This window comes from Azospirillum rugosum (genome assembly GCF_017876155.1).
GTDB classification, from domain to species: Bacteria; Pseudomonadota; Alphaproteobacteria; order Azospirillales; family Azospirillaceae; genus Azospirillum; species Azospirillum rugosum.
Map to the genome: position 1 here is coordinate 1 of NZ_JAGINP010000024.1, position 19,074 is coordinate 19,074.

Sequence of the window (19,074 nt, forward strand, 5' to 3'; positions counted from 1 at the left end):
CCTCACCCCAAACCCCTCTCCCCTCAAGGGAGAGGGGCTTTTCCTCCACTGTATCAGCCACTTACCGCAATGGCGAAATGTGTGCATACCGTAGCGTCGCCCCAGGGGTGCCCAAGGGGACACCCGCGGGCCGGCGGGGAGCAATCCGTCCCCCCTTTCCACGAGTCCTCCGATGCTCAAGACCAAGCTCCTCCACCCGGAGATCCTGCGCGCGCTCGCCAGTTCGGGTCACTTCTCGCAGGTGCTGATCGCCGATGGGAATTACCCCGTCGCGACGCACGCCGGGCCGAACGCCGCGAAGGTGTACCTCAACCTGGCGCCGGGCCTTCTAAAGACCACCGACGTGCTGCGCATCCTCGTCGACACCATTCCGATCCAGGCGGCCGCGCTCATGCAGGTCCCGACCGGCGAGACGCCGGCCATCCACGGCGAGTACGCCGGGATGCTGCCGGACGGCGCCGAGGTGACCCGCCTGGAGCGCGCCGCCTTCTACGAGGCCGTCCGCTCCCCGCTGACGTCGCTCGTCATCGCGACGGGCGAGACCCGCCGCTTCGCGAACCTGCTGCTCACCGTCGGGGTGGTGAAGCTGGAGCAGAGCGAAGACTATTGAGCGCCACACCGCGGCGAACCGACACCAAGGTATAATGGGTCAGGGGTGCCGCGGGGCGTATCCTCCCTCCGCCACACAGCAATCGGCCCGCGGATCGGCCGGCAGTGCCGCGGGCGCGCTCCGCACAGGAGGTGTCCTGGATGAGGAAGCCCCCGGCGCCCATTCCCTTCGCGGGATCGACGCTCGACCGGACGCGGCACGTCTGCGCGTTCTTCAACAGCGAGGACGAGGAGTACCGCGTGCTGCTGCCGTTCATCAAGGACGGCTTCGCGTGCGGCGACAAGGCGGTGCACATCGTCAATCCCGGCCGGCACCACGGCCACCTCCGGCGCCTGGCCTCCGTCGGGATCGACGTGGCCGACGCGCAGCGGCGCGACCAGCTGGAGCTGCGCACGACCGACGAGACCTACCTCCGCGACGGCCGCTTCGACCAGGACCGCATGCTCGCCGCCTTCGAACGGATGGCCAGCGGCAACGCCGGGGGCACCTACGGTCCCAGCCGCATCATCTGCCAGATGGAGTGGGCGTGCGAGGACCGATCCCACCTCGATGACCTGGTCGAGTTCGAAGCCCGCGTGAACGACGTGTGGAGCCGGCACGACGACGCGGTGATCTGCGTCTATGATCTGGCGAAGTTCGGCGGTGCGACGGTGATCGACATCATGCGGACCCATCCGATGATCATCATCGGAGGCATACTCCAGGAAAATCCCTTCTTCGTGCCCCCGCAGGATTTCCTGCGCGAGATCAGGGAGCGGCGCGCCAGGTAGGCACCACCACCCGGGACCGCCGCAAGGGCTCGCCGCCCGGGACCGCCGTGTGACCATGGAAGCAGAACAGCCTGGGGCGGAGATCCAGCGGCTCCAGCTCTGCATCAACGATCTGGTCGGCATCCTCGCCCTGCCGGCGACCTGGGTCCGCGGCGAACCGCCGGCGATCGTCGAGAGCCTGCTGGACTCGCTGATGCGCATGGTGCACCTCGACCTCGTCTATCTGCGGCTGAGGGATCCCGTCGGCGACGCGCCGCGCGAGCTGGTCCGGTTCGACCGATGGCGACAGGACGCGCCCCGGCCGCAGGAGGTCGGGCAGCTGCTCTCCCCCTGGCTGGACGCCGACCCGCAGGCGTGGCCGGCGCGGCTTGCCATCGGGGGTACCGTCGGGGGCGCGGACCTCGCGATCCTGCCGCAGCGCCTTGGGCTGCACGGCGAGATCGGCCTGCTGGTCGCCGGCGCGGCGCGCGCAGGATTCCCGCGGGAGACGGAACGGCTGCTGATCAGCGTCATGGCGAACCAGGCGACGGTCGGCTTGCAAGGCGCCCGGCATCTGAGCGAGCAGAAGCGGGTCGCCGAGGAACTCGACCGGCGCGTCGCGCGGCGCACCGCCGAGCTTGCGGCGGCCAACGCCGAACTCCGGCGGCAGATGGCCGAGCGCCGGCAGGCCGAGGAGGCGCTGGCGGCGAACGAACGGAACCTGGACCAGATCATCAATTCGATCCCCGGGCTGGTGTGGTCGACGCGCACGGACGGAACCGCGGAATTCTTCAACCAGCGCTACCTCGACTATGTGGGCCGGCTGTCGGGCGCCATGCAGGGCTGGGGCTGGGCCGCCGCCGTCCATCCGAACGACCTGCCCGGCCTGATCGACGCCTGGCGATCGATCAGGGCGCAGGGGCGCAGCGGGGAGGCCGAGGCCCGGCTGCGCCGTTTCGACGGGGCGTATCGCCGGTTCTTGCTTCGCGTCAACCCGCTCCACGACGAAGAGGGGGCCGTCGTCCGGTGGTTCGGCATCAACACCGACATCGAGGACTGGAAGGAAGCGCAGGACGAGCTGCGCGACACGCAGGCGGAACTGGCACGCGTCACGCGCGTGATGACCATGGGGCAGCTCACCGCCTCCATCGCGCACGAGATCAACCAGCCCCTGTCCGGCATCATGACCAACGCCAGCACCTGCCTGCGCATGCTCGGCGCCGACCCGCCGAACGTGGCGGGCGCGCTGGAGACCGCGCGACGGACGATCCGCGACGGCAAGCGCGCGTCGGACGTGATCGCGCGGCTGCGGGATCTCTTCGGCAAGCGGGGCACGGCGGCCGAGGCCGTGGACCTGAACCGGGCGACGGAGGAGGTGATCGCCCTGACGTCGACCGAACTGCAGCGGTGCGGCGTCAGCCTGCGGATGGAGCTGGCGGACGATCTCCCGCCGGTGACCGGCGACCGCGTCCAGCTTCAGCAGGTCATTCTGAACCTGGTGCTCAACGCCGCGGAGGCGATGCGCGACGTGGACGAGCGGCAGCGGGAGCTTCGGATCGCGACGGGCCGACTGGAGGCGGGCGGCGTCTGCCTGGCGGTGACGGACAGCGGGGTGGGGTTCGACCCGGCCGCCGTGGAGACGCTCTTCAACCCGTTCTACACGACCAAGAGCGACGGCATGGGGATCGGGCTTTCGGTCAGCCGGTCGATCGTGCAGAACCACCAGGGACGCCTCTGGGCGGAGCCCAACGAGGGCGCGGGGGCGACCTTCCGGCTGTCGCTGCCGTGCCGGGACGGGAGTCCCGGGGGCATGGCCGCCGCGGCCGGACAAGCGGGGCATCCGTGATGCAGGATCGCGCGTTCGTAGCCGTCGTCGACGACGACGAGTCCGTCCGGGAGGCGCTGCCCGACCTGGTGCGCGAGTTCGGCTACGAGGCCGGCGCCTTCGCGTCGGCGGAGGAGTTCCTGGCGTCGGGCTGCCTTGCGCAGACCCGCTGCCTGCTGCTCGACATCGCAATGCTCGGCATGTCGGGGCTGGACCTGCAACGCGAGCTGGCCCGCCGCGGGCAGGCGGTCCCGATCGTGTTCATCACCGCCCATGGGGATGAGAGCGTGCGCGTGCGACTGCGCGAGGGCGGCGCCGTCGAATGCCTGTTGAAGCCGTTCAGCGACACGGCCCTGCTGGAAGCGCTGGACGCGGCGGTCGGATCGGGCGCCCGGGCGTCGGCCCTGCGCCCCAAAATGGGAGGGACCTGACAATGAACACCCTGGGACAGGAAGAGGCGGGAATGGATCAGCCGGGCTTGGCGGACGGCGGCCCGCGGTCGTCGGCCGTGCCGGAGGCCAGCGCGATCGTCTACGTCGTCGACGACGACGTCTCGGTGCGGGAGTCGCTGGAAGCGCTGATCCGGCACGCGGGCTGGCATCCGGAGGTGTTCGCGTCGGCGCAGGATTTCCTGTCGCAATCTCCGGCACCGTGCCCCAGCTGCCTGGTGCTCGACGTTACCCTGCCGGACCTCAACGGGCTCGACCTTCAGGAGCGCGTCGCCGCCGAGCGGGCCGACATGCCCATCATCTTCATCACGGGCTACGGCGACGTGCCGATGACGGTGCGGGCGATGAAGGCCGGCGCCATGGAGTTCCTGACCAAGCCGTTCGGCGACGACGTGCTGCTGGAGGCCATCCGCAGCGCGCTCATGCACAGCGAGGCCGCCTTCGGGCAGGCGAGCGAGCTGCGCCGGCTGCAGAACCGCTACGCCACGCTCAGCGCGCGCGAGCGCGAGGTGATGGCGCTGGTCGTCTCGGGCCTGATGAACAAGCAGGTCGGCGGCGAGCTGGGCATCAGCGAGATCACCGTGAAGGCCCACCGCGGCCGCGTCATGCGCAAGATGCAGGCCGCCTCCTTCGCCGACCTCGTCAACATCGCCGCGAAGCTGCGCATTCCGAATTAGGGAATTGGGGAGCCATCGCAGCGGGCGACACCATGGTATCGGCGATACCTTCGTCCGATTTATGCGCGGCCGCGCCGCGCGCCAAGCTGTGCCGGCCAAACCGTTGGAAAAGGTCCACAGTCCGGAGGCAAAGATGCACGACCCGCAAGCCGCACGGCAAATCCGCCTCGACCGCCGCTCGCCGCAATATTGGCGCGTTACCTTCGATCATCCGCCCCTGAACATCTTCGGGCCGGAGACCATTCCGCAGCTGGACGAGATCGTCAGCGCGCTGGAGACGGATACCGAAGTGAAGGTGGTGGTCTTCGACAGCGCCGTCGAAGGATTCTTCCTGACGCACTACGACTTCCTCGCCGATCCGGAGGACACGACCAGCCTGCCGCCGGGGACGACGGGCCTGCCGCCGGTGCCCGACATGCTGGTGCGCCTCAGCCGCGCGCCGGTGGTGTCGATCGCCTCCATCCGCGGGCGGGCCACGGGCGTGGGAAGCGAGCTGGCGCTCGCCAGCGACATGCGCTTCGCCAGCCGCGAGAAGGCGATCCTGTCGCAGTGGGAGGTCGGCGCGGGCCTGGTCCCGGGCGGCGGGCCGATGGCCCGGCTGCCCCGCCTGATGGGCCGCGGCCGTGCGCTGGAGGTGCTGCTCAGCGCCGACGACATCGGCGGCGAACTGGCCGAGCGTTACGGCTACGTCAACCGCGCGCTTCCGGACGCCGAGCTGGACGGGTTCGTCGACGCGCTGGCGCGGCGGATCGCGTCCTTCGACAAGCAGGCCATCGCGGACACCAAGCGTCTGGTCGACGTGGCGAGCCTGCCGTCCGATTCCGAAATCGCGCCGGAGTGGGACGCCTTCATCACGTCCGTCGGCCGGCCCGCGGCGAAGGCGCGGATCAAGGCGCTGATGGACCGCGGCTTCCACAGGGCGGGCGACGTCGAGCGGCGGCTCGGCCATTACGTGGGCCAAATCGGTCACTGACGGTATGGCGCAACCCGAAGATTGAGGAACTCGCCATGAGCATCACGGAATCCGCAAGGCCGCCGGCATCTCCCCTGAAGCTTGAGGTCGTCGTGATCCCGGTGTCCGACGTCGATCGCGCCAAGCAATTCTACGTCGGCCTGGGCTGGAGGCTCGACGCGGATTTCCCGACGGGCGACGGGTTCCGGGTCATCCAGGTCACGCCGCCCGGTTCGCCCTGCTCGGTGATCTTCGGCCGGGGAGTCTCCTCGGCCGAGCCGGGCTCGGTCCAGGGGCTTCACCTCGTCGTGTCCGACATCGAGGCGGCGTGCGCCGATCTTGTCCGCCGCGGGGCCGAGGTGAGCGCGCCGTTCCACGACGCCGGCGGGGTGTTCCACCGCGCCGGGACGGAGGGCCGCGTCGACGGCCCGGACCCGGAACGGCGCAGCTACGCCTCCTTCGCCTCCTTCAGCGACCCGGACGGCAACGGCTGGGTGTTGCAGGAGGTGACCGAACGGCTGCCCGGACGGGTGGACACGGATGACGCGCCGGGAACACCCTCCACGCGCCGCACGACGGCCTACCGCAGCGCCGTGGTCGAGGGCGTCCGCGTCTTCTACCGCGAGGCCGGACCGCCGGACGCGCCGACCATCCTGATGCTGCACGGCTTTCCGTCCTCGTCGCGCATGTTCGAGCCGCTGATCCCGCTGCTGGCCGACCGCTACCGGATCATCGCGCCGGACTATCCCGGCTTCGGCCACAGCGACGCGCCGCCGCCGGGGGCGTTCGCCTACAGCTTCGACCACATCGCGCGGGTGATGGAAGGGCTCGTCGATGCGCTGGGCCTGACCAGCTACACGCTGCTGGTGCAGGACTACGGAGGGCCCGTGGGCTTCCGGCTGGCGCTGCGCCGTCCGGAGCGGGTCGACGCCATCATCGTCCAGAACGCCGTGGCGCACGAGGAGGGCCTCGGCCCGCTGTGGGAGACGCGCAAGGCCTATTGGGCGGACCGCGCCGCCAACGAGGAGCGGCTGCGCGCCAACCTGATGTCCTTCGAGGCGACCCGGCTGCGCCACGTCGGCACCAGTCCCCACCCGGAGCGGTACGACCCGGACAGCTGGACGGACGAGCACGCCTTTCTCTCGCGCCCCGGGCAGATCGACATCCAAAGCGAGCTGTTCTACGACTACCGGACCAACCTGGCGGCCTACCCGGACTGGCAGGCCTGGATGCGGGAACGGCAGCCGCCGCTGCTCGTCCTGTGGGGGCGTTACGACCCGTCCTTCACGGTCGCCGGAGCCGAGGCCTACCGGCGCGACGTCCCCGATGCGGAGGTCCACATCCTCGACGCGGGGCATTTCGCGCTGGACGAGGCGTGCGACGAGGTCGCCGCGCGCATCCGCACCTTCCTCGCCAAGCGGGAGGCGACCAGGACGGACTGACAGTGCGGCGGGCAACTCCCCCAACGTGAGTTGAGCGATCGTCCGGCAACGCGCCGCCCTCCCTCTCCCACCGGAGGCGGGCGAGGGGGATTCACGTCAGCGCCGGTGGAAGCCGCCTCCCATGCCGCCGCCGAAGCGCTCGCCGAAGCCACCGCCGCCCAAGCCGCCCCCGGCAAAGGCGCGCTGGCGCATCTCGCCCAGTTGGCGGGCTTGGTGGTCCTGTTCAAGCTGGCCGAGGCCCTGGCCGCCGAACCGCTGGCCGAATCCTTCCCCGGCGCCGCCCTGGCCGAAGCGCTCGCCGAAGCCGCCCCCACCGCCGCCAGCGCCGGACGAGGGCTGGGCGCCGCCACGGGCCGCCGGCTGCGGCGCGCTGGCGCCCGTGCCGGCACTGGTCCCCGCGGTCGAGCCCGCGCTGCCGCGGGTTTCATGCGTCGGAGTCTGCACCGGCTGCCAGGAATTGTCGTTCCACTTCGACCAGCCGTCGTCGGTGCGCCGGTACACGTTGCCGTCGGCGCCGGCGTAGACGTTGCCGCTCTGCGTCTTCACGGCACCACCCTGGTTGCCGGCGGCCCCGCGCGCCACCGCCCCCTCCGCGCCCGTCGAGGAGCTGAAGGCGCCGGCCGAGCCCCGCGCGTTGCTGCCGCTTTCCGTGTTCACGGTCTGGTTCGGGCCGCTGACCGTGCTCGATCCCCAGCGGCTGTACGGGTTCCAGTTCTGGTTGGTGCTGCCGGAGCGGCCGGTGGTCGGGTTGGCGAAGCTGGCGTTCGCCCAGCCGTCGCCGGAGTTCCAGGCGCCGCTGCCGTGCGCGTAGGCGCCCGTCTGCGGGTTGTAGGCCGACCAGGCCCCGGCGCCGCCGTAGGGGCCGTAGATGGCGCCGCCCTGCGCCCAGGCCCCCGTCGCGGGGTTGTAGGCGGTGCCCCCCTGCGCAATGCCTCCATAGGGGCCTCCATAGGGGCCTCCATAGGGGCCTCCATAGGGGCCGTACACCGCGCCCCCGCGCGCCCAGGCGCCGGTCGCGGCGTTGTAGGTGACGTTGCCGGCGTAGGTGTAGGGGTAGGGCAGGTAGACCGGCACCGGCCCGGGCAGCACGACCGGCGGGTACCAGTAGCCGGTGCCGTAGACCAGCACGCCGGAGCTGACCTGCGCGCTGAGATAGCCGGCGGTGAAGCCGAAGGTCACCGCCTCCGGCGTCGCGGCGTAGACGTTCACGTAGGTGACGTTGTGCAGCGGGTGGCTCGGCGGGATGCGGTGGATCTCCGATGGCACGCTGTCGGCCAGCGCCCAGGGGCCGGTCGGCGCTGGCGCCACGAACCAAGTGCCCTGGTGGCAGCAGTAGTATGTGCCGCCGACGTCCAGCACCTCGAAGCTGGTGTTGACCGCGTAGGTGATGCTGGTCCCCGGGATCGGCTTGAACTCCGGCTTGCCGACGTAGGTGACCTGAAGCGTCGCCGCGTCGCGGCGCAGCGTCGCCTGCTGCGGAATCTGCGCTTGCAGCACCGCCTCCTGCGCCTGCGCGGTGCCGGGTACGGAAGACAGCACATGCCCGGCCGGGCCGTCGGGCGGAATACGGGCGAAATCGGGCGGCAGGTCCGGCGTGGCGAAGCTCCACGGGCCGTCGAGCGACGCGGCGCTGAACCAGCGGCCCGAGACGAGGTAGTAGAAGCGCCCGCTGTCCGCGTGGCGGAACAGGGAGCTGTTGCTGTTGGTGACGACCTGGATGCGCGTTCCGGGAATGGCGGTGTAGGCAGGCAGGCCGTCGGTGACGATGATCTCCGCGGGCCTCAAACTGACGACGATGGTCGGGGCGGCGTCCGGGGGGAGGGGCCGGCCGGGGATGGCTTTGCGCGCCTCCGCCAGGTTCGGCTCGTCCGGCAGGGAGCGCAGCGCCTGCGGCAGGGACTCCGTCGGATGCCAGGGGCCGGTGGCTTTGGGGGCGGTGAACCAGCTGCCGTTGTTCAGCAGGTGCCAGGCGCCCGCGCCGGCGGGGTCGAAGAACACATCCCAGTTGGTGTTGACCGCGAGCGAGAGGGGGGAGTTGGGAATGGGTGCCAGCACCGGCTCCCCGTCGAACACGACCAGGCTGGCCGGGCGGGCGCTGTAGAAAATAGCCGGCGGGTCGTTGTTCACCGCCGGGGCGTCGTCGGGCGCCTTGGACTGGTCCCTCAGGCTCAGCAGGATGGTGTCGAGCGGCACGCTGTGGCGCGCGACCTCCGGCAGCACCGCGCGGATGTGGGCGTCCAGCTGCGCGGCCTGCGCGGTGTCGAGCGAGGGGAAGTGGGACGCGACCAGGCGCGGCTCCGTCAGGGTCACCGTCCGCGTCGCGAGGTCCGTGCTGGTCTGCGCGGTGAATTCAAGGGTGCCGAGCACCGGGTTCCCGCCGCCCGGCCGCGTGATGGCCACCGCGGCGCGGGCGTTCAGCGTGGTCTGGCCGGGCCAGGAGATGACCTGCGGCTGGTAGACCGTGGCGCTGCCGCCGTCCGCGGTCACCGGATGCGGCCACCCGTCGGAGGCCTCGTTCGGTGCGGAGGCGGGCGGCGCCTGTCCGAGGACCGGAAGCGGGAGGCACAGCAGCGCCAGACTGCCGCCCATCTGAAGCATCCTCCGGCGCGGGACCGGACCGTGTGTCGCATCCATGGTCACCCACTTTCGAAGGAGGAGCTTTTCGTAGCGCCGTCGGTCGAACGAACATGTCCGCGTAAGGCTGTCCTGGGAAACTATGTTACGGTCCCGCTTGCCCGTAAAGGCGCCGGAAGGACGGGGCCGGGTGCGAAAAGATCGCTCCTCCCACACCGAATTGCGCCATCGGTGCGCGGTTTCCAACCGCCGTCGCGGCAAGGCCGCAGGACCGTCGCTTCACATGGCCTGCGGCGGACACGGCTTTCACGCAGGCTGTCAGTGGCTGATGCCGCAGAAAAAAGCCCCCCAAAACTTTGAGAGGCATTTCTTCACCCTATCGGCGGCTTGCCGTCCGTGCGACATGTGCGCATGCGACAGTGAGCGGGAGGGGAGCCGGTTGGGCTCCCCCGAAACGCCCCTGGCCGGCATCAGCCGAACCAGCCGGCCACCACCCCGGTCTGGCCGACGATGGTGATGCGGCCGCCGTTCCCGATGTCGAGGGTCGTGTTGCCGCCCTCCACCCGGGCGGAGCGGATCACCGCGCCGAGGTCGATGCCCGGGTCGGTGAAGGCCAGACGGTCCTCGCCCGCCCGGAAGTCGGCCACCACCGTTCCGCCCGACGACCGGCCAAGCGCGAAGACGTCGCGGCCCGCGCCGCCCCACAGCGTGTCGGCCCCGCCGTCGGCGAACAGCAGGTCGTCGCCCGCCCCGCCGCTCAGCAGGTCGTCGCCCAACCCGCCGAACAGCGTGTCGTTGCCGGCCTCGCCCAGCACCGTGTCGTTGCCCGCCTCGCCGGACGCCAGATCGTACCCGTCGCCCAGCCCGATCAGGTCGCTGCCGTCGCCGCCCAGCGCGGTGTCGTTCCCCGCCCCGGCGTTCAGCGTGTCGTTGCCGGCCTCCCCGACCAGGAAGTCGGCCCCCTCCTCGCCGAACAGCAGGTCGTTGCCGGCCCCGCCGACCACCGTGTCGTTGCCGGCTTCGCCGGTCAGCGTGTCGTCGCCGGCCTCGCCGAACAGGATGTCGTTGCCCGTCCCGCCGAAGCCGCGGTCGTTGCCGGTGCCGCCGCCGATCAGGTCGTCGCCGGCGCCGCCCAGCGCCCAGTCGTCGCCCTCACCGCCCATGACCACGTCGTTGCCGTCGTCGCCGAACAGCGTGTCGTTGCCCCCGGCGCTCGCCACGGTGTCGTCGCCAGCCCCGCCGTGCAGCGCGTCGTCGCCGGCCCCCAGGTACAGCCACTGCCGGCCGGCGTCGCCATAGACCACCTGCTCGCCCTCGCCGCCGACCAGCGTGGCGTCGCCGATCACCGCCGCGAACTGGACGTCGTCCAGCTGGATGGTCATTGGCGCGGCCACGCCGCTGGTGTTCAGCACCACCGCGGTCGGCGTCGCGCTGGCCTGTCCGGTGCCGCCGAGCCCCGCGCCGGTGACCCGCGTCTGCACGGCCGGACCGGCCGCGCCGTTGGGCGTGCTGAAGTCGATGGCGCGGACCAGCAGCTGGGCTTGGCCCGACAGCGCCGCCAGGAAGCCGGTGCCGCCGCTGGTCAGCCCCGTGCGGGAGGCGGAGCCAGCGCCGGTGCGCGCCTCGATGGCGCCGATCAGGCCGGCCGCGGAATCGGCGGCGGTGTGCCGCTCCGCGCTGCCCGCGGCGGTGGCCGCGACGCCGGTGGAGACGCTGACCGTCAGCGTGGTGACGGTGGAGACCGTCCCGGTCTGCGCGTCGACCACCTGCTCGCGCACCACCGGCACGTCGGCAAGGTCGGCGTTGGGCGTACTGGCGTCCTCCTGCCGGCCGGCGGCGGGGGCGGCGATGCTGACCGTGGTGGTGCGCCCGCCGTCCGCGCCGACGGTGACCGCGCCGTTGACCGTGGCGCCGTCGACGGTCTGTGCGGCCAGCGGCGCGATCGGCGCCGGCTTGTCGACCGTCGCGGTCAGCTTGCGCGTCGTCGCGCTGAGCGGTGCCGCGCTGTTGCCCGCGGGGTCGGTCAGGCTGAGCGTGACGGTGAGGGTGCCGTCGCCCAGCCCGGACAGGTCCAGGCCGCCGACGCGGGTGGTGCCGGCGCCGAGCTGGCCGCTCCCGGTCACCTGGCCGCCGCCGGAGGACGTAAGGGTCCAGGCGTAGGTGACCCCGGCCTCCCCGTCGGTGATGACGAAGGAGCCGTTGCGCTGCTCCAGCGCGTCGATGCTGTCGTCCTCGAAGCGCACCGTGGCCGTGGGCGCGGTGGTGTCGAGGACCAGCGTCTGCGTGGCCGGCGCGGAGCTGTTGCCGGCCGCGTCGCGCGCCGTGACCGAGACGGCGTTGGCGCCGTTGCGGTTCAGGCCCAAGGATCCCGCCGTCGGCGTCGCCGTGGCGAGATCGACCGACCAGCCGCCGTTGCCGTCGGCGCCGGTGGCGTAGGTGGCGCCGGCGACGATCACGGTCACCGCGCTGTTCGCCTTCGCCGTGCCGGCCAGGACGGGGGCCGCGCGGTTGCTCAGCGCCGCCGAGGTGATCGCCACCTCCGGCGTGACCTTGTCGACGGTCAGCGTGCGCGTCGCCTGGGTCGCGGCGTTGCCCGCCGCGTCGGCCAGGTCGGCCGTGACGGTGTAGGGCTGGTTGCCGAGACCGCCCAGCGCCGCGGCGTCCACCGTCACCGACCAGCCGCCGCCGGTCACGACGGTGCCGGTGTAGGTCTGGCCGTTCAGCCCGACGGTGACCGTCTGCCCGACCTCCGCGGTCGAGGTTCCGGTGATCAGCAGCGCGCTCCCCGCCTCCGTCCCGTTCAGCCGGTCGTCGCCGGAGAGGGTGGTGATGGACAGCGTCGGCCGGTCGCGGTCGAAGGTGATGGTCACCGGCGCGGAGTCCGCGCTTTCGATCCCCGCCGCCACTTGGCGCACGGTGAAGCTGGTCGCCCCGGTCAGCCCCGACACGTCGGCGTCGGTGAACTGGTAGGTGCCGGTGCCGTCGGCCGCGGCGGTGGCCACCAGCGTGGTGCCGGTGTAGAGCCGCACCGTGCTGTTGGCCGCGACACCGCTGCCAGTCAGCGTGATGGCGGTGGCGTTGGTCAGCCGGTCGGACGCGGAGACTCCGCTGTCCGACGCGGCGGCGAGGGTGGGCACGCCCACCGGGGCGCCCGGCGTGATGCTGATGCTGGCCGTGTCGGTGGCCGCGGAGAAGGCGGTGGTGCCGCCGTTGGTGGCGGTGTTCACCTTGTTGCCGGCGGTGCCGCTGGTCTGGTCCCAGGCGCGGAAGGTGAGCGCCGACGCGATGGTGCCGGTGAAGGTGCTGTCGGGCAACTGGAGGTAGAGCCGCGTGTTGGCGTCGGCCTTCAGCAGCAGGGCGCTGCCGTCGCTGACGGCGCCCACGGCGGCCCAGTTGGCGCCGCCGTCGGTGCTGTACCACCAGGTGCCGTGCGCGGTGTCGGTGGCGGTGATGGCGATGCCGGTCACGGCGCCGCCGTCGATGTCCGTGACGTTGCCGATGCCGCCCCCCAGGCCCACGAGGTCGGACACCAGCGTGCCCACGGCGCCGCCGGGGACGCCGGTGCTGGTCGACAGCCCCGGCGCGAGCGTCGGCGACTTGCCGGCGTCCAGCACCGGTGCTGTGTTGGCGATGGTCAGGTTGGAGGTGTCGGCGGTGGTCCGGCTGTTGCCGGCGTCGTCGGTGGCGGTCACCGAGACGTTCCTGTTGCTGCCGAGCGCGGTGCCGGCGGCGATGGTGTAGGTGGCGGTCCAGACTCCGCCGGCGTTGGTCGCCGCCACCGCCGTGCCGCCGCCGAACTGGCTGAAGTCGACGGTGACGGCGCTGATGGCGTCGCTGTTGTTGTCGCCGCCCACACCGCTGTTCCAGGTAACCGTGACCGTGTCGCCCGCCTTGACCGCGCCTCCGGCACCACCGCTGGCGGCGATGCTGGCGTCGGTGAGGGTGGGGGCGACGTTGTCCACCGCGGCGTTGCCGGTTCCGGCGGTGGTGGTGGCGTTGCCGGCGTTGTCGGTCGCCTTGACCGACACGTTGCGGTTGGCCGCGTCGATGCCGCCGGCCGCCACGACGTATTTGGCCGTCCAGACGCCGCTGCCGTTGCTGGTGGCCGCGACCGCGGTGCCGCCGCCGAACTGGCTGAAGTCGACCGTCACGCCGCCGATGCTGTCGGTGTTGTTGTCGCCGCCCACGCTGTTGTCCCAGGTGGCGGTGACCGTGTCGCCGGTCTTGTAGACCCCGCCCGGGCCCGTGCCGCCGCTGATGCCGATCGCCCCGGCCGTGACGGTGGGCGCGACGTTGTCCACCTTGTGGTTGGCGGTGTCGGTGATGGTGGCGCTGTTGCCGGCGTCGTCGGTGACGGTGATCGCGACGTTGCGGTTGGCCGCGTCGATGCTGCCCGCCGTGATGACGTAGGTCTGGCGCCACACGCCGCCGGAGTTGGTCATCGCCACCGCGGTGCCGCCGCCGAACTGGCTGAAGTCGGCGGTCACGCCGCTGATCGTGTCGGGGTTGTTGTCGCCGCTGGCTGAGTTGTCCCACACCGCGGTCACCGTGTCACCGATGCGCAGCGTGTTGCCGGTCCCGGTCGCCGTGCCCTGGCCCGCCACGTTGCCCAGCGTCAGCAGGGGCGCCACGTTGTCCACCGTGGCGTTGGTGCTGTCGGCGGTGGTCGTGCTGTTGCCCGCGTTGTCGGTCGCCTTGATCGAGACGTTGCGGTTGGTCGCGTCGATGCTGCCCGCCGTGATGACGTAGGTGGCGGTCCAGGTGCCGGAGTTGTTGGTCGCCGTCACCGCGGTGCCGCCACCGAACTGGCTGAAGTTCACCGTCACCGAGGCGATGCTGTCGGCGTTGTTGTCGCCGGACCCGGTGTTGTTCCAGGTCGCGGTGACGGTATCGCCGATCTTGTAGGCCCCACCCGTGCCGGTGGCGCCGCTGATCGACACGTTCGCGTCGGTCACCGTCGGCGCGACATTGTCCACCTTGTGGTTGGCGGTGTCGGTGAGGGTGGCGCTGTTGCCGGCGTTGTCGGTGACGGTGATCGCGACGTTGCGGTTGGCCGCATCGATGCTGCCCGCCGTGATGACGTAGGTCTGGCGCCACACGCCGCCGGCGTTGGTCATCGCCACCGCGGTGCCGCCGCCGAACTGGCTGAAGTCGGCGGTCACGCCGCTGATCGTGTCGCTGTTGTTGTCGCCGCTGAGGCTGTTGTCCCACACCGCGGTCACCGTGTCGCCGATGCGCAGCGTGCTGCCCGTCCCGGTCGCGGTGCCCTGGCCCGCCATGTTGCCCAGCGTCAGCCGGGGCGCGATGGTGTCCACCGTGGCGTTGCTGCTGTCGGCCGTCGTGGTCGTGCTGCCGCTGGTGGCGCTGACCGAGACGTTGCGGTTGGTCGCGTCGATGCCGCCGGCGGCGACCACGTGTTTGGCCGTCCAGACGCCGTTGGCGTCGCTGCTCGCCGTCACGGCGGTGCCGCCGCCGAACTGGCTGAAGTCGATGGTGACGCCGCTGATCGGGTCGGTGTTGTTGTCGCCGTCGTAGCTGTTGTCCCAGGTCGCGGTGACCGTGTCGCCGATCTTGTAGGCGCCGCCGATGCCGGTGCCGCCGCTGATGCTGATCCGCGCGTCGGTGACCCTCGGGCCGACCGGGGTGACGGTGATGCTGGCCGTGTCGGTGGCCGCGGAGAAGGCGGTGGTGCCGCCGTTGGTGGTGTTCACCTTGCTGCCGGCGGTGCCGCTGGTCTGGTCCCAGGCGCGGAAGGTGAAGGCCGACGCGATGGTGCCGGCGAAGGCGCTGTCCGTCACCTGGAAGTAGAGGCGGGTGTTGGCGTCCGCCTTCAGCAGCAGCGACGTCATGCCGGTCACGGTCGTGCCGCCGTTCACGGTGCCCCAGGTGGTGCCGCCGTTGGTGGTGTACCACAGGATGCCGTGGCTGCTGTCGGTGCCGGTGATGGCGATGCCGGTCACAGCGCCCCCGTCGGGGTCGGTCACGTTGGCGATGCCGCTGCCCAGGCCCACCAGATCGGAGACCAGCGTGCCCACGGCGCCGATGGGGTTGTTCGTGTTCGTCGCCGGCTCCGACGCCAGCGCCGGCGCCTTGCCGGCGTCCAGCACCGGCGCCGTGTTCGGCGGGGCATTGCGGTACAGGACCGTGTTGCCGGCCTGGAAGCCGGCCAGCAGGTCGAGGTCGCCGTCCCCGTCGATGTCCACCAGGGAGGGGGCCACGAACGTCGGCGCCCCGGTCAAGCCGAAGGGGTTGGTGCCGACCAGCGTGAAGCTCGGCGCCGCGGTCGTTCCCACGTTCCGGTAGACGGCGAAGCTGTTGAATTTCCCGCCGATCACCACGTCGAGGTCGCCGTCACCGTCGATGTCGACGAAGGTCGGCGCCGCGTAGGTCATGGGAAGGGTAAGGCCGAAGACGTTGGTGCCGCCCGCCGTGAAGCTGGGCGCCGTCGCCGTGCCGACGTTGCGGTAGAACACCGTGTTGCCGACGAGGTTGCCGATCAGCGCGTCGAGATCGCCGTCGCCATCAAGGTCGGCGAAGGCCGGCGACACGAAGCTCCCAGCGTTGCCGAGGCCGAAGGGGTTGGTGCCGGCCAGCGTGAAGCTGGGCTGCGTCGCCGTGCCGACGTTGCGGTAGAAGACCGTGTTGCCGGCGCTGTTGCCGATCAGCGCGTCGAGATCGCCGTCGCCGTCGATGTCCTCGAAGGTCGGCTTGGTGTAGCCGCCGGCGTTTCCGAGGCCGAAGGGGTTGGTGCCGGCCAACGTGAAGCTGGGCGCCGTCGCCGTGCCGACGTTGCGGTAGAAGACCGAGCTGCCGCCGCTGTTGCCGGCGATCATGTCGAGGTCGCCGTCGCCGTCGATGTCGACGAAGGTCGGCGCCTCGAACCCCCCGGCGTTGCCCAGCCCAAAGGGGTTGGTCGCCTCCAGGACGAAGTTCGGATCGCCCGCCACCTTGGCCCGCTGACCATTCAGCGCCCCCGCGGCGTTGCCCGCCACGTCGGCCGTCCGCGCGCCCGATCCCGGCGGCGTGTAGCCGACCAGTACGGTGTTGTAGATGCTGGATGCCCCGCCATCGAGAGCCAGCGTCACGGTCTTGCCGCCGACGGCGACCGTGCCGACGGTCCGTGCCGCGCCGTCCACCGTCACCGCGAAGGCCGAGGCCGCCGGCGCCGCCCCGTCCAGCGTTTCGGAATAGGTGAGGGTCAGCAGCGTGCCGTTCAGCACCGCCGACACCAGCGTCGGCGCGGCCTTGTCGATGGAAACCATCAGCGCCGTCGACGCGGTCGAGGTGCCGTTGGCGTCGCTCGCCTTGGCGGTCAGCGCGTGCGAGCCGTCGCTGAGCGACGCCGCGGTGATCGTCCACTTGCCCGAGCCGTCGGCCGTGGCCGTGCCGACCGCCGTCGCGCCGTCGTACAGCACCACCGTCGCCAGGGCCGCCGCCGTACCGGTGATCGTCGGCGTCGCCACGTTGGTCAGCGTGTCAGCCGTCGAACCGCTGTTGGAACCGTCCGTCAGCGCCAGCCCCGTGGGCACCGTCGGCGTTGGCAGCGCGTTGCTGTAAACGAGCGTCCTGCCGTCCTTGCCGCCGATCAGCGCCTCGAGCTTGCCATCACCGTCGATGTCCGCAAAACGCGGCACCGCGAAAGCCGAGGCGGAGCCCAGCCCGAAGGGGTTGGTGCCGGCCAGCGTGAAGCTGGGCGAGGTTGCGCTCCCCACGTTGCGGTAGAAGAGCGTGTTGCCATCCCTGTTCCCGATCAGCGCATCGCGGTCACCATCGCCGTCGATGTCCACGAAGGTCGGATTCGAGTTGCTGCCGACGTTGCCGAGGCCGTAGGGGTTGGTGCCGACCAGCGTGAAGCTCGGCGCCGTCGTCGTGCCGACGTTGCGGTAGATGAGGATGTCGCCGGCCGAGTTGCCGGATGCCACGTCGAAGTCGCCGTCGCCGTCGATGTCCACGAAGGTCGGCGCGACATAGGTCCCGGCATTGGCGAAGCCGAATGGGTAGCTGCTGACCTCCGTGAAGCTCGGCGAGGTCGCGGTCCCGTCGTTGCGGTAGAAGCGCGGGCTGCCGTGGCTGTTGCCGATCACCAGATCGAGATCGCCGTCGCCGTCGATGTCCACGACCGCCGGCGATGCGTTCCATCCGACGTCGCCGAGGCCGAAGGAATTGGTGCCGATCATCGAGAAGCTGGGCGACGTCGTGGTCCCCACGTTCCGGTACAGGATCGTGTTGCCGACACCGATGCCGATCAGGGCGTCGAGGTCGCCGTCGCCGTCGATGTCCACGAGAACCGGGGCCGCGTAGTTCGGAACGCCGCCCAAGCCGAAGGGGTTGGTTCCCGCAAGGGTGTAGTTCGGATCGGTCATGATTGGTCGGCTCCCGCTCGATCGGCGTTCTTGAGGGCGTCGTCGTTGGTGGTCGGTTCGGGCTTGGCGGCCCCGGCAATCGGCTTCAGCGCTTCAGGCCGGCGGACGCCGGGAAGCACGGCCACGTCGTAGAGTTCGTCGATGGTGTGATGGATGGTCAGCGCGTGGGCCAGCGTGCCGGTGGTGGTGTCCACCACGACGAAGCCGCAGCGCGGGCCGACGCCCTTGGCCGCCAGACGGTCGTCGAGCGGCAGGCCGGCGAAGGTGCTGTTGCCCCGGCGTGGCCGCGACAACCCGATCACCGCCCATTTGCCGAGGAAGGCCAAGCCGCGCGCGTAGCCCGGACAGAAGCAGACCGGCTCGAACCGGCCGCTGCCGCGGTCGACCGTCCCCAGCTCGCCCGTTCCGGAATTCAGCAGCCACAGCCGCCCGTCGTGCAGGCGCGGCGAATGGGGCATCGACAGCCCGGCGCAGACCGTCTCGCCGGACGCCACGTCGATCACCAGCCCGCCGGACAGCCGGTGTTCGCGCCAGCCTTCCATCACGTCGGCGCGGCCGAAGGCCGTGACGTAGGCCGGGCGCCCGTCGGTTCCCATGGCGAGGCCGTTCAGGTGGCAGCGGTCCTCCGCCTTCAGCTCCGAGATGAAGGGAGGGCGCCAGACCGGGTCGAAGCCGCCGTCGGGGCGGGGCAGGGCGAGGCAGCTGTGGGCCGTGTTGACGAACAGCGGCCGGCCGTCGCCGTCGACGGCGATGTCGTGGATGTCCACGTCGCCGGTGGCGAAGCATTGGCGCGGTTCATAGACGCGGTCGGATCCGTTGGGCGCGCAGGTTCCCGCGGGCAGGGCGTTGTCGAAGCGCCACAGATGCGCCTCTCCGCCGACCCACAGCGTCTGGCCGTCGCTCCACAACCCTTGGCAGCGGGGGATTTGCCGCACCTGGGCGCGCAGGCGGTTGCCGGCCCCCAGCCCCAGAAGGAACAGGCGCCCGGACTGGTAGGTCGTGAAGGCGACCGCGCCGCCTTCGCCGGCAAACCAGTCCAGCAGCCGCGGGCTGCCATCGATCATGGGCTGTATTTGTAGATGCGAGTTCGCCGAATGGTCCGCAAAACCGCGCCCTTGCCGCTCAGCACGTCGAAAACTGTCCGAATCATTCTCGTCCATAACCAAATTCGACACACCAGCCGACCCATTTCGTCATATAATCTGTGGTAGTCCGAATGGGGAAAATTGGACAGCGATCATTTTCGACAATTTGCAACAGCGGATTTTGTCTTGTGTTGATTGACAGTATTGCGTGCTGGTGGTGGCCAAGTCGGGCTGTAATGATGATTAATTGGTAGTATTACTGAGGTGATTTATCTCGTTTCTGGAAATTTCCGTGGGTGAGGTTGGCGTGGTGCGACCTAACGTTGCCGGCGGATCGGCGCGGGCATA

Annotated in this window: 10 protein-coding genes; 7 read left to right on the forward strand and 3 right to left on the reverse strand. The window is 70.7% G+C overall.

Annotation, left to right across the window (positions count from 1 at the left end):
* The first annotated feature begins 172 nt into the window (after positions 1-172).
* The 7 genes from J2851_RS27380 to J2851_RS35470 all read left to right on the forward strand — a co-directional run bounded on the left by J2851_RS27380 (position 173) and on the right by J2851_RS35470 (position 6,704).
* Positions 173-610, forward strand: coding sequence for an RbsD/FucU family protein (locus J2851_RS27380; protein ID WP_246500970.1), 438 nt, complete (start codon positions 173-175; stop codon positions 608-610).
* Positions 611-750: 140 nt separating this feature from the next.
* Positions 751-1,380, forward strand: coding sequence for an MEDS domain-containing protein (locus J2851_RS27385; RefSeq protein WP_209770324.1), 630 nt, complete (start codon positions 751-753; stop codon positions 1,378-1,380).
* Between the two features lie 55 nt (positions 1,381-1,435).
* Positions 1,436-3,205 carry a PAS domain-containing sensor histidine kinase gene (locus tag J2851_RS27390; protein ID WP_209770325.1) on the forward strand — a complete coding sequence of 590 codons (1,770 nt, stop codon included), beginning with the start codon at positions 1,436-1,438 and terminating at the stop codon, positions 3,203-3,205.
* A complete protein-coding gene (locus J2851_RS27395; protein ID WP_209770326.1) occupies positions 3,205-3,615 on the forward strand; it encodes a response regulator transcription factor in 411 nt (136 codons plus the stop codon). The genes J2851_RS27390 and J2851_RS27395 overlap by 1 nt, the downstream gene beginning before the upstream one ends.
* 2 nt (positions 3,616-3,617) lie before the next feature.
* On the forward strand, positions 3,618-4,310 hold the full coding sequence (locus J2851_RS27400; RefSeq protein ID WP_246500971.1) for a response regulator transcription factor: 693 nt from the start codon (positions 3,618-3,620) through the stop codon (positions 4,308-4,310).
* 133 nt (positions 4,311-4,443) lie between these two features.
* Positions 4,444-5,283, forward strand: coding sequence for an enoyl-CoA hydratase/isomerase family protein (locus J2851_RS27405; RefSeq protein ID WP_209770327.1), 840 nt, complete (start codon positions 4,444-4,446; stop codon positions 5,281-5,283).
* Between the two features lie 35 nt (positions 5,284-5,318).
* Positions 5,319-6,704, forward strand: a complete 1,386-nt coding sequence (locus J2851_RS35470) for an alpha/beta fold hydrolase (RefSeq protein ID WP_211114459.1) — start codon at positions 5,319-5,321, stop codon at positions 6,702-6,704.
* Positions 6,705-6,800: 96 nt separating this feature from the next.
* On the opposite strand, the gene J2851_RS36415 is transcribed toward J2851_RS35470, so the two are convergent.
* The 3 genes from J2851_RS36415 to J2851_RS27430 all read right to left on the reverse strand — a co-directional run bounded on the left by J2851_RS36415 (position 6,801) and on the right by J2851_RS27430 (position 18,705).
* On the reverse strand, positions 6,801-9,293 hold the full coding sequence (locus J2851_RS36415; protein ID WP_281416091.1) for a hypothetical protein: 2,493 nt from the start codon (positions 9,291-9,293) through the stop codon (positions 6,801-6,803).
* Positions 9,294-9,748: 455 nt separating this feature from the next.
* Complete coding sequence (locus J2851_RS27425) at positions 9,749-17,641, reverse strand: beta strand repeat-containing protein (protein WP_209770328.1); 7,893 nt, start codon at positions 17,639-17,641, stop codon at positions 9,749-9,751.
* Entirely contained in the window at positions 17,638-18,705 is a 1,068-nt protein-coding gene (locus J2851_RS27430; protein WP_209770329.1) for a TIGR03032 family protein, read from the reverse strand. Before J2851_RS27430 ends, J2851_RS27425 begins: the two co-directional genes overlap by 4 nt.
* Positions 18,706-19,074 lie beyond the last annotated feature (369 nt).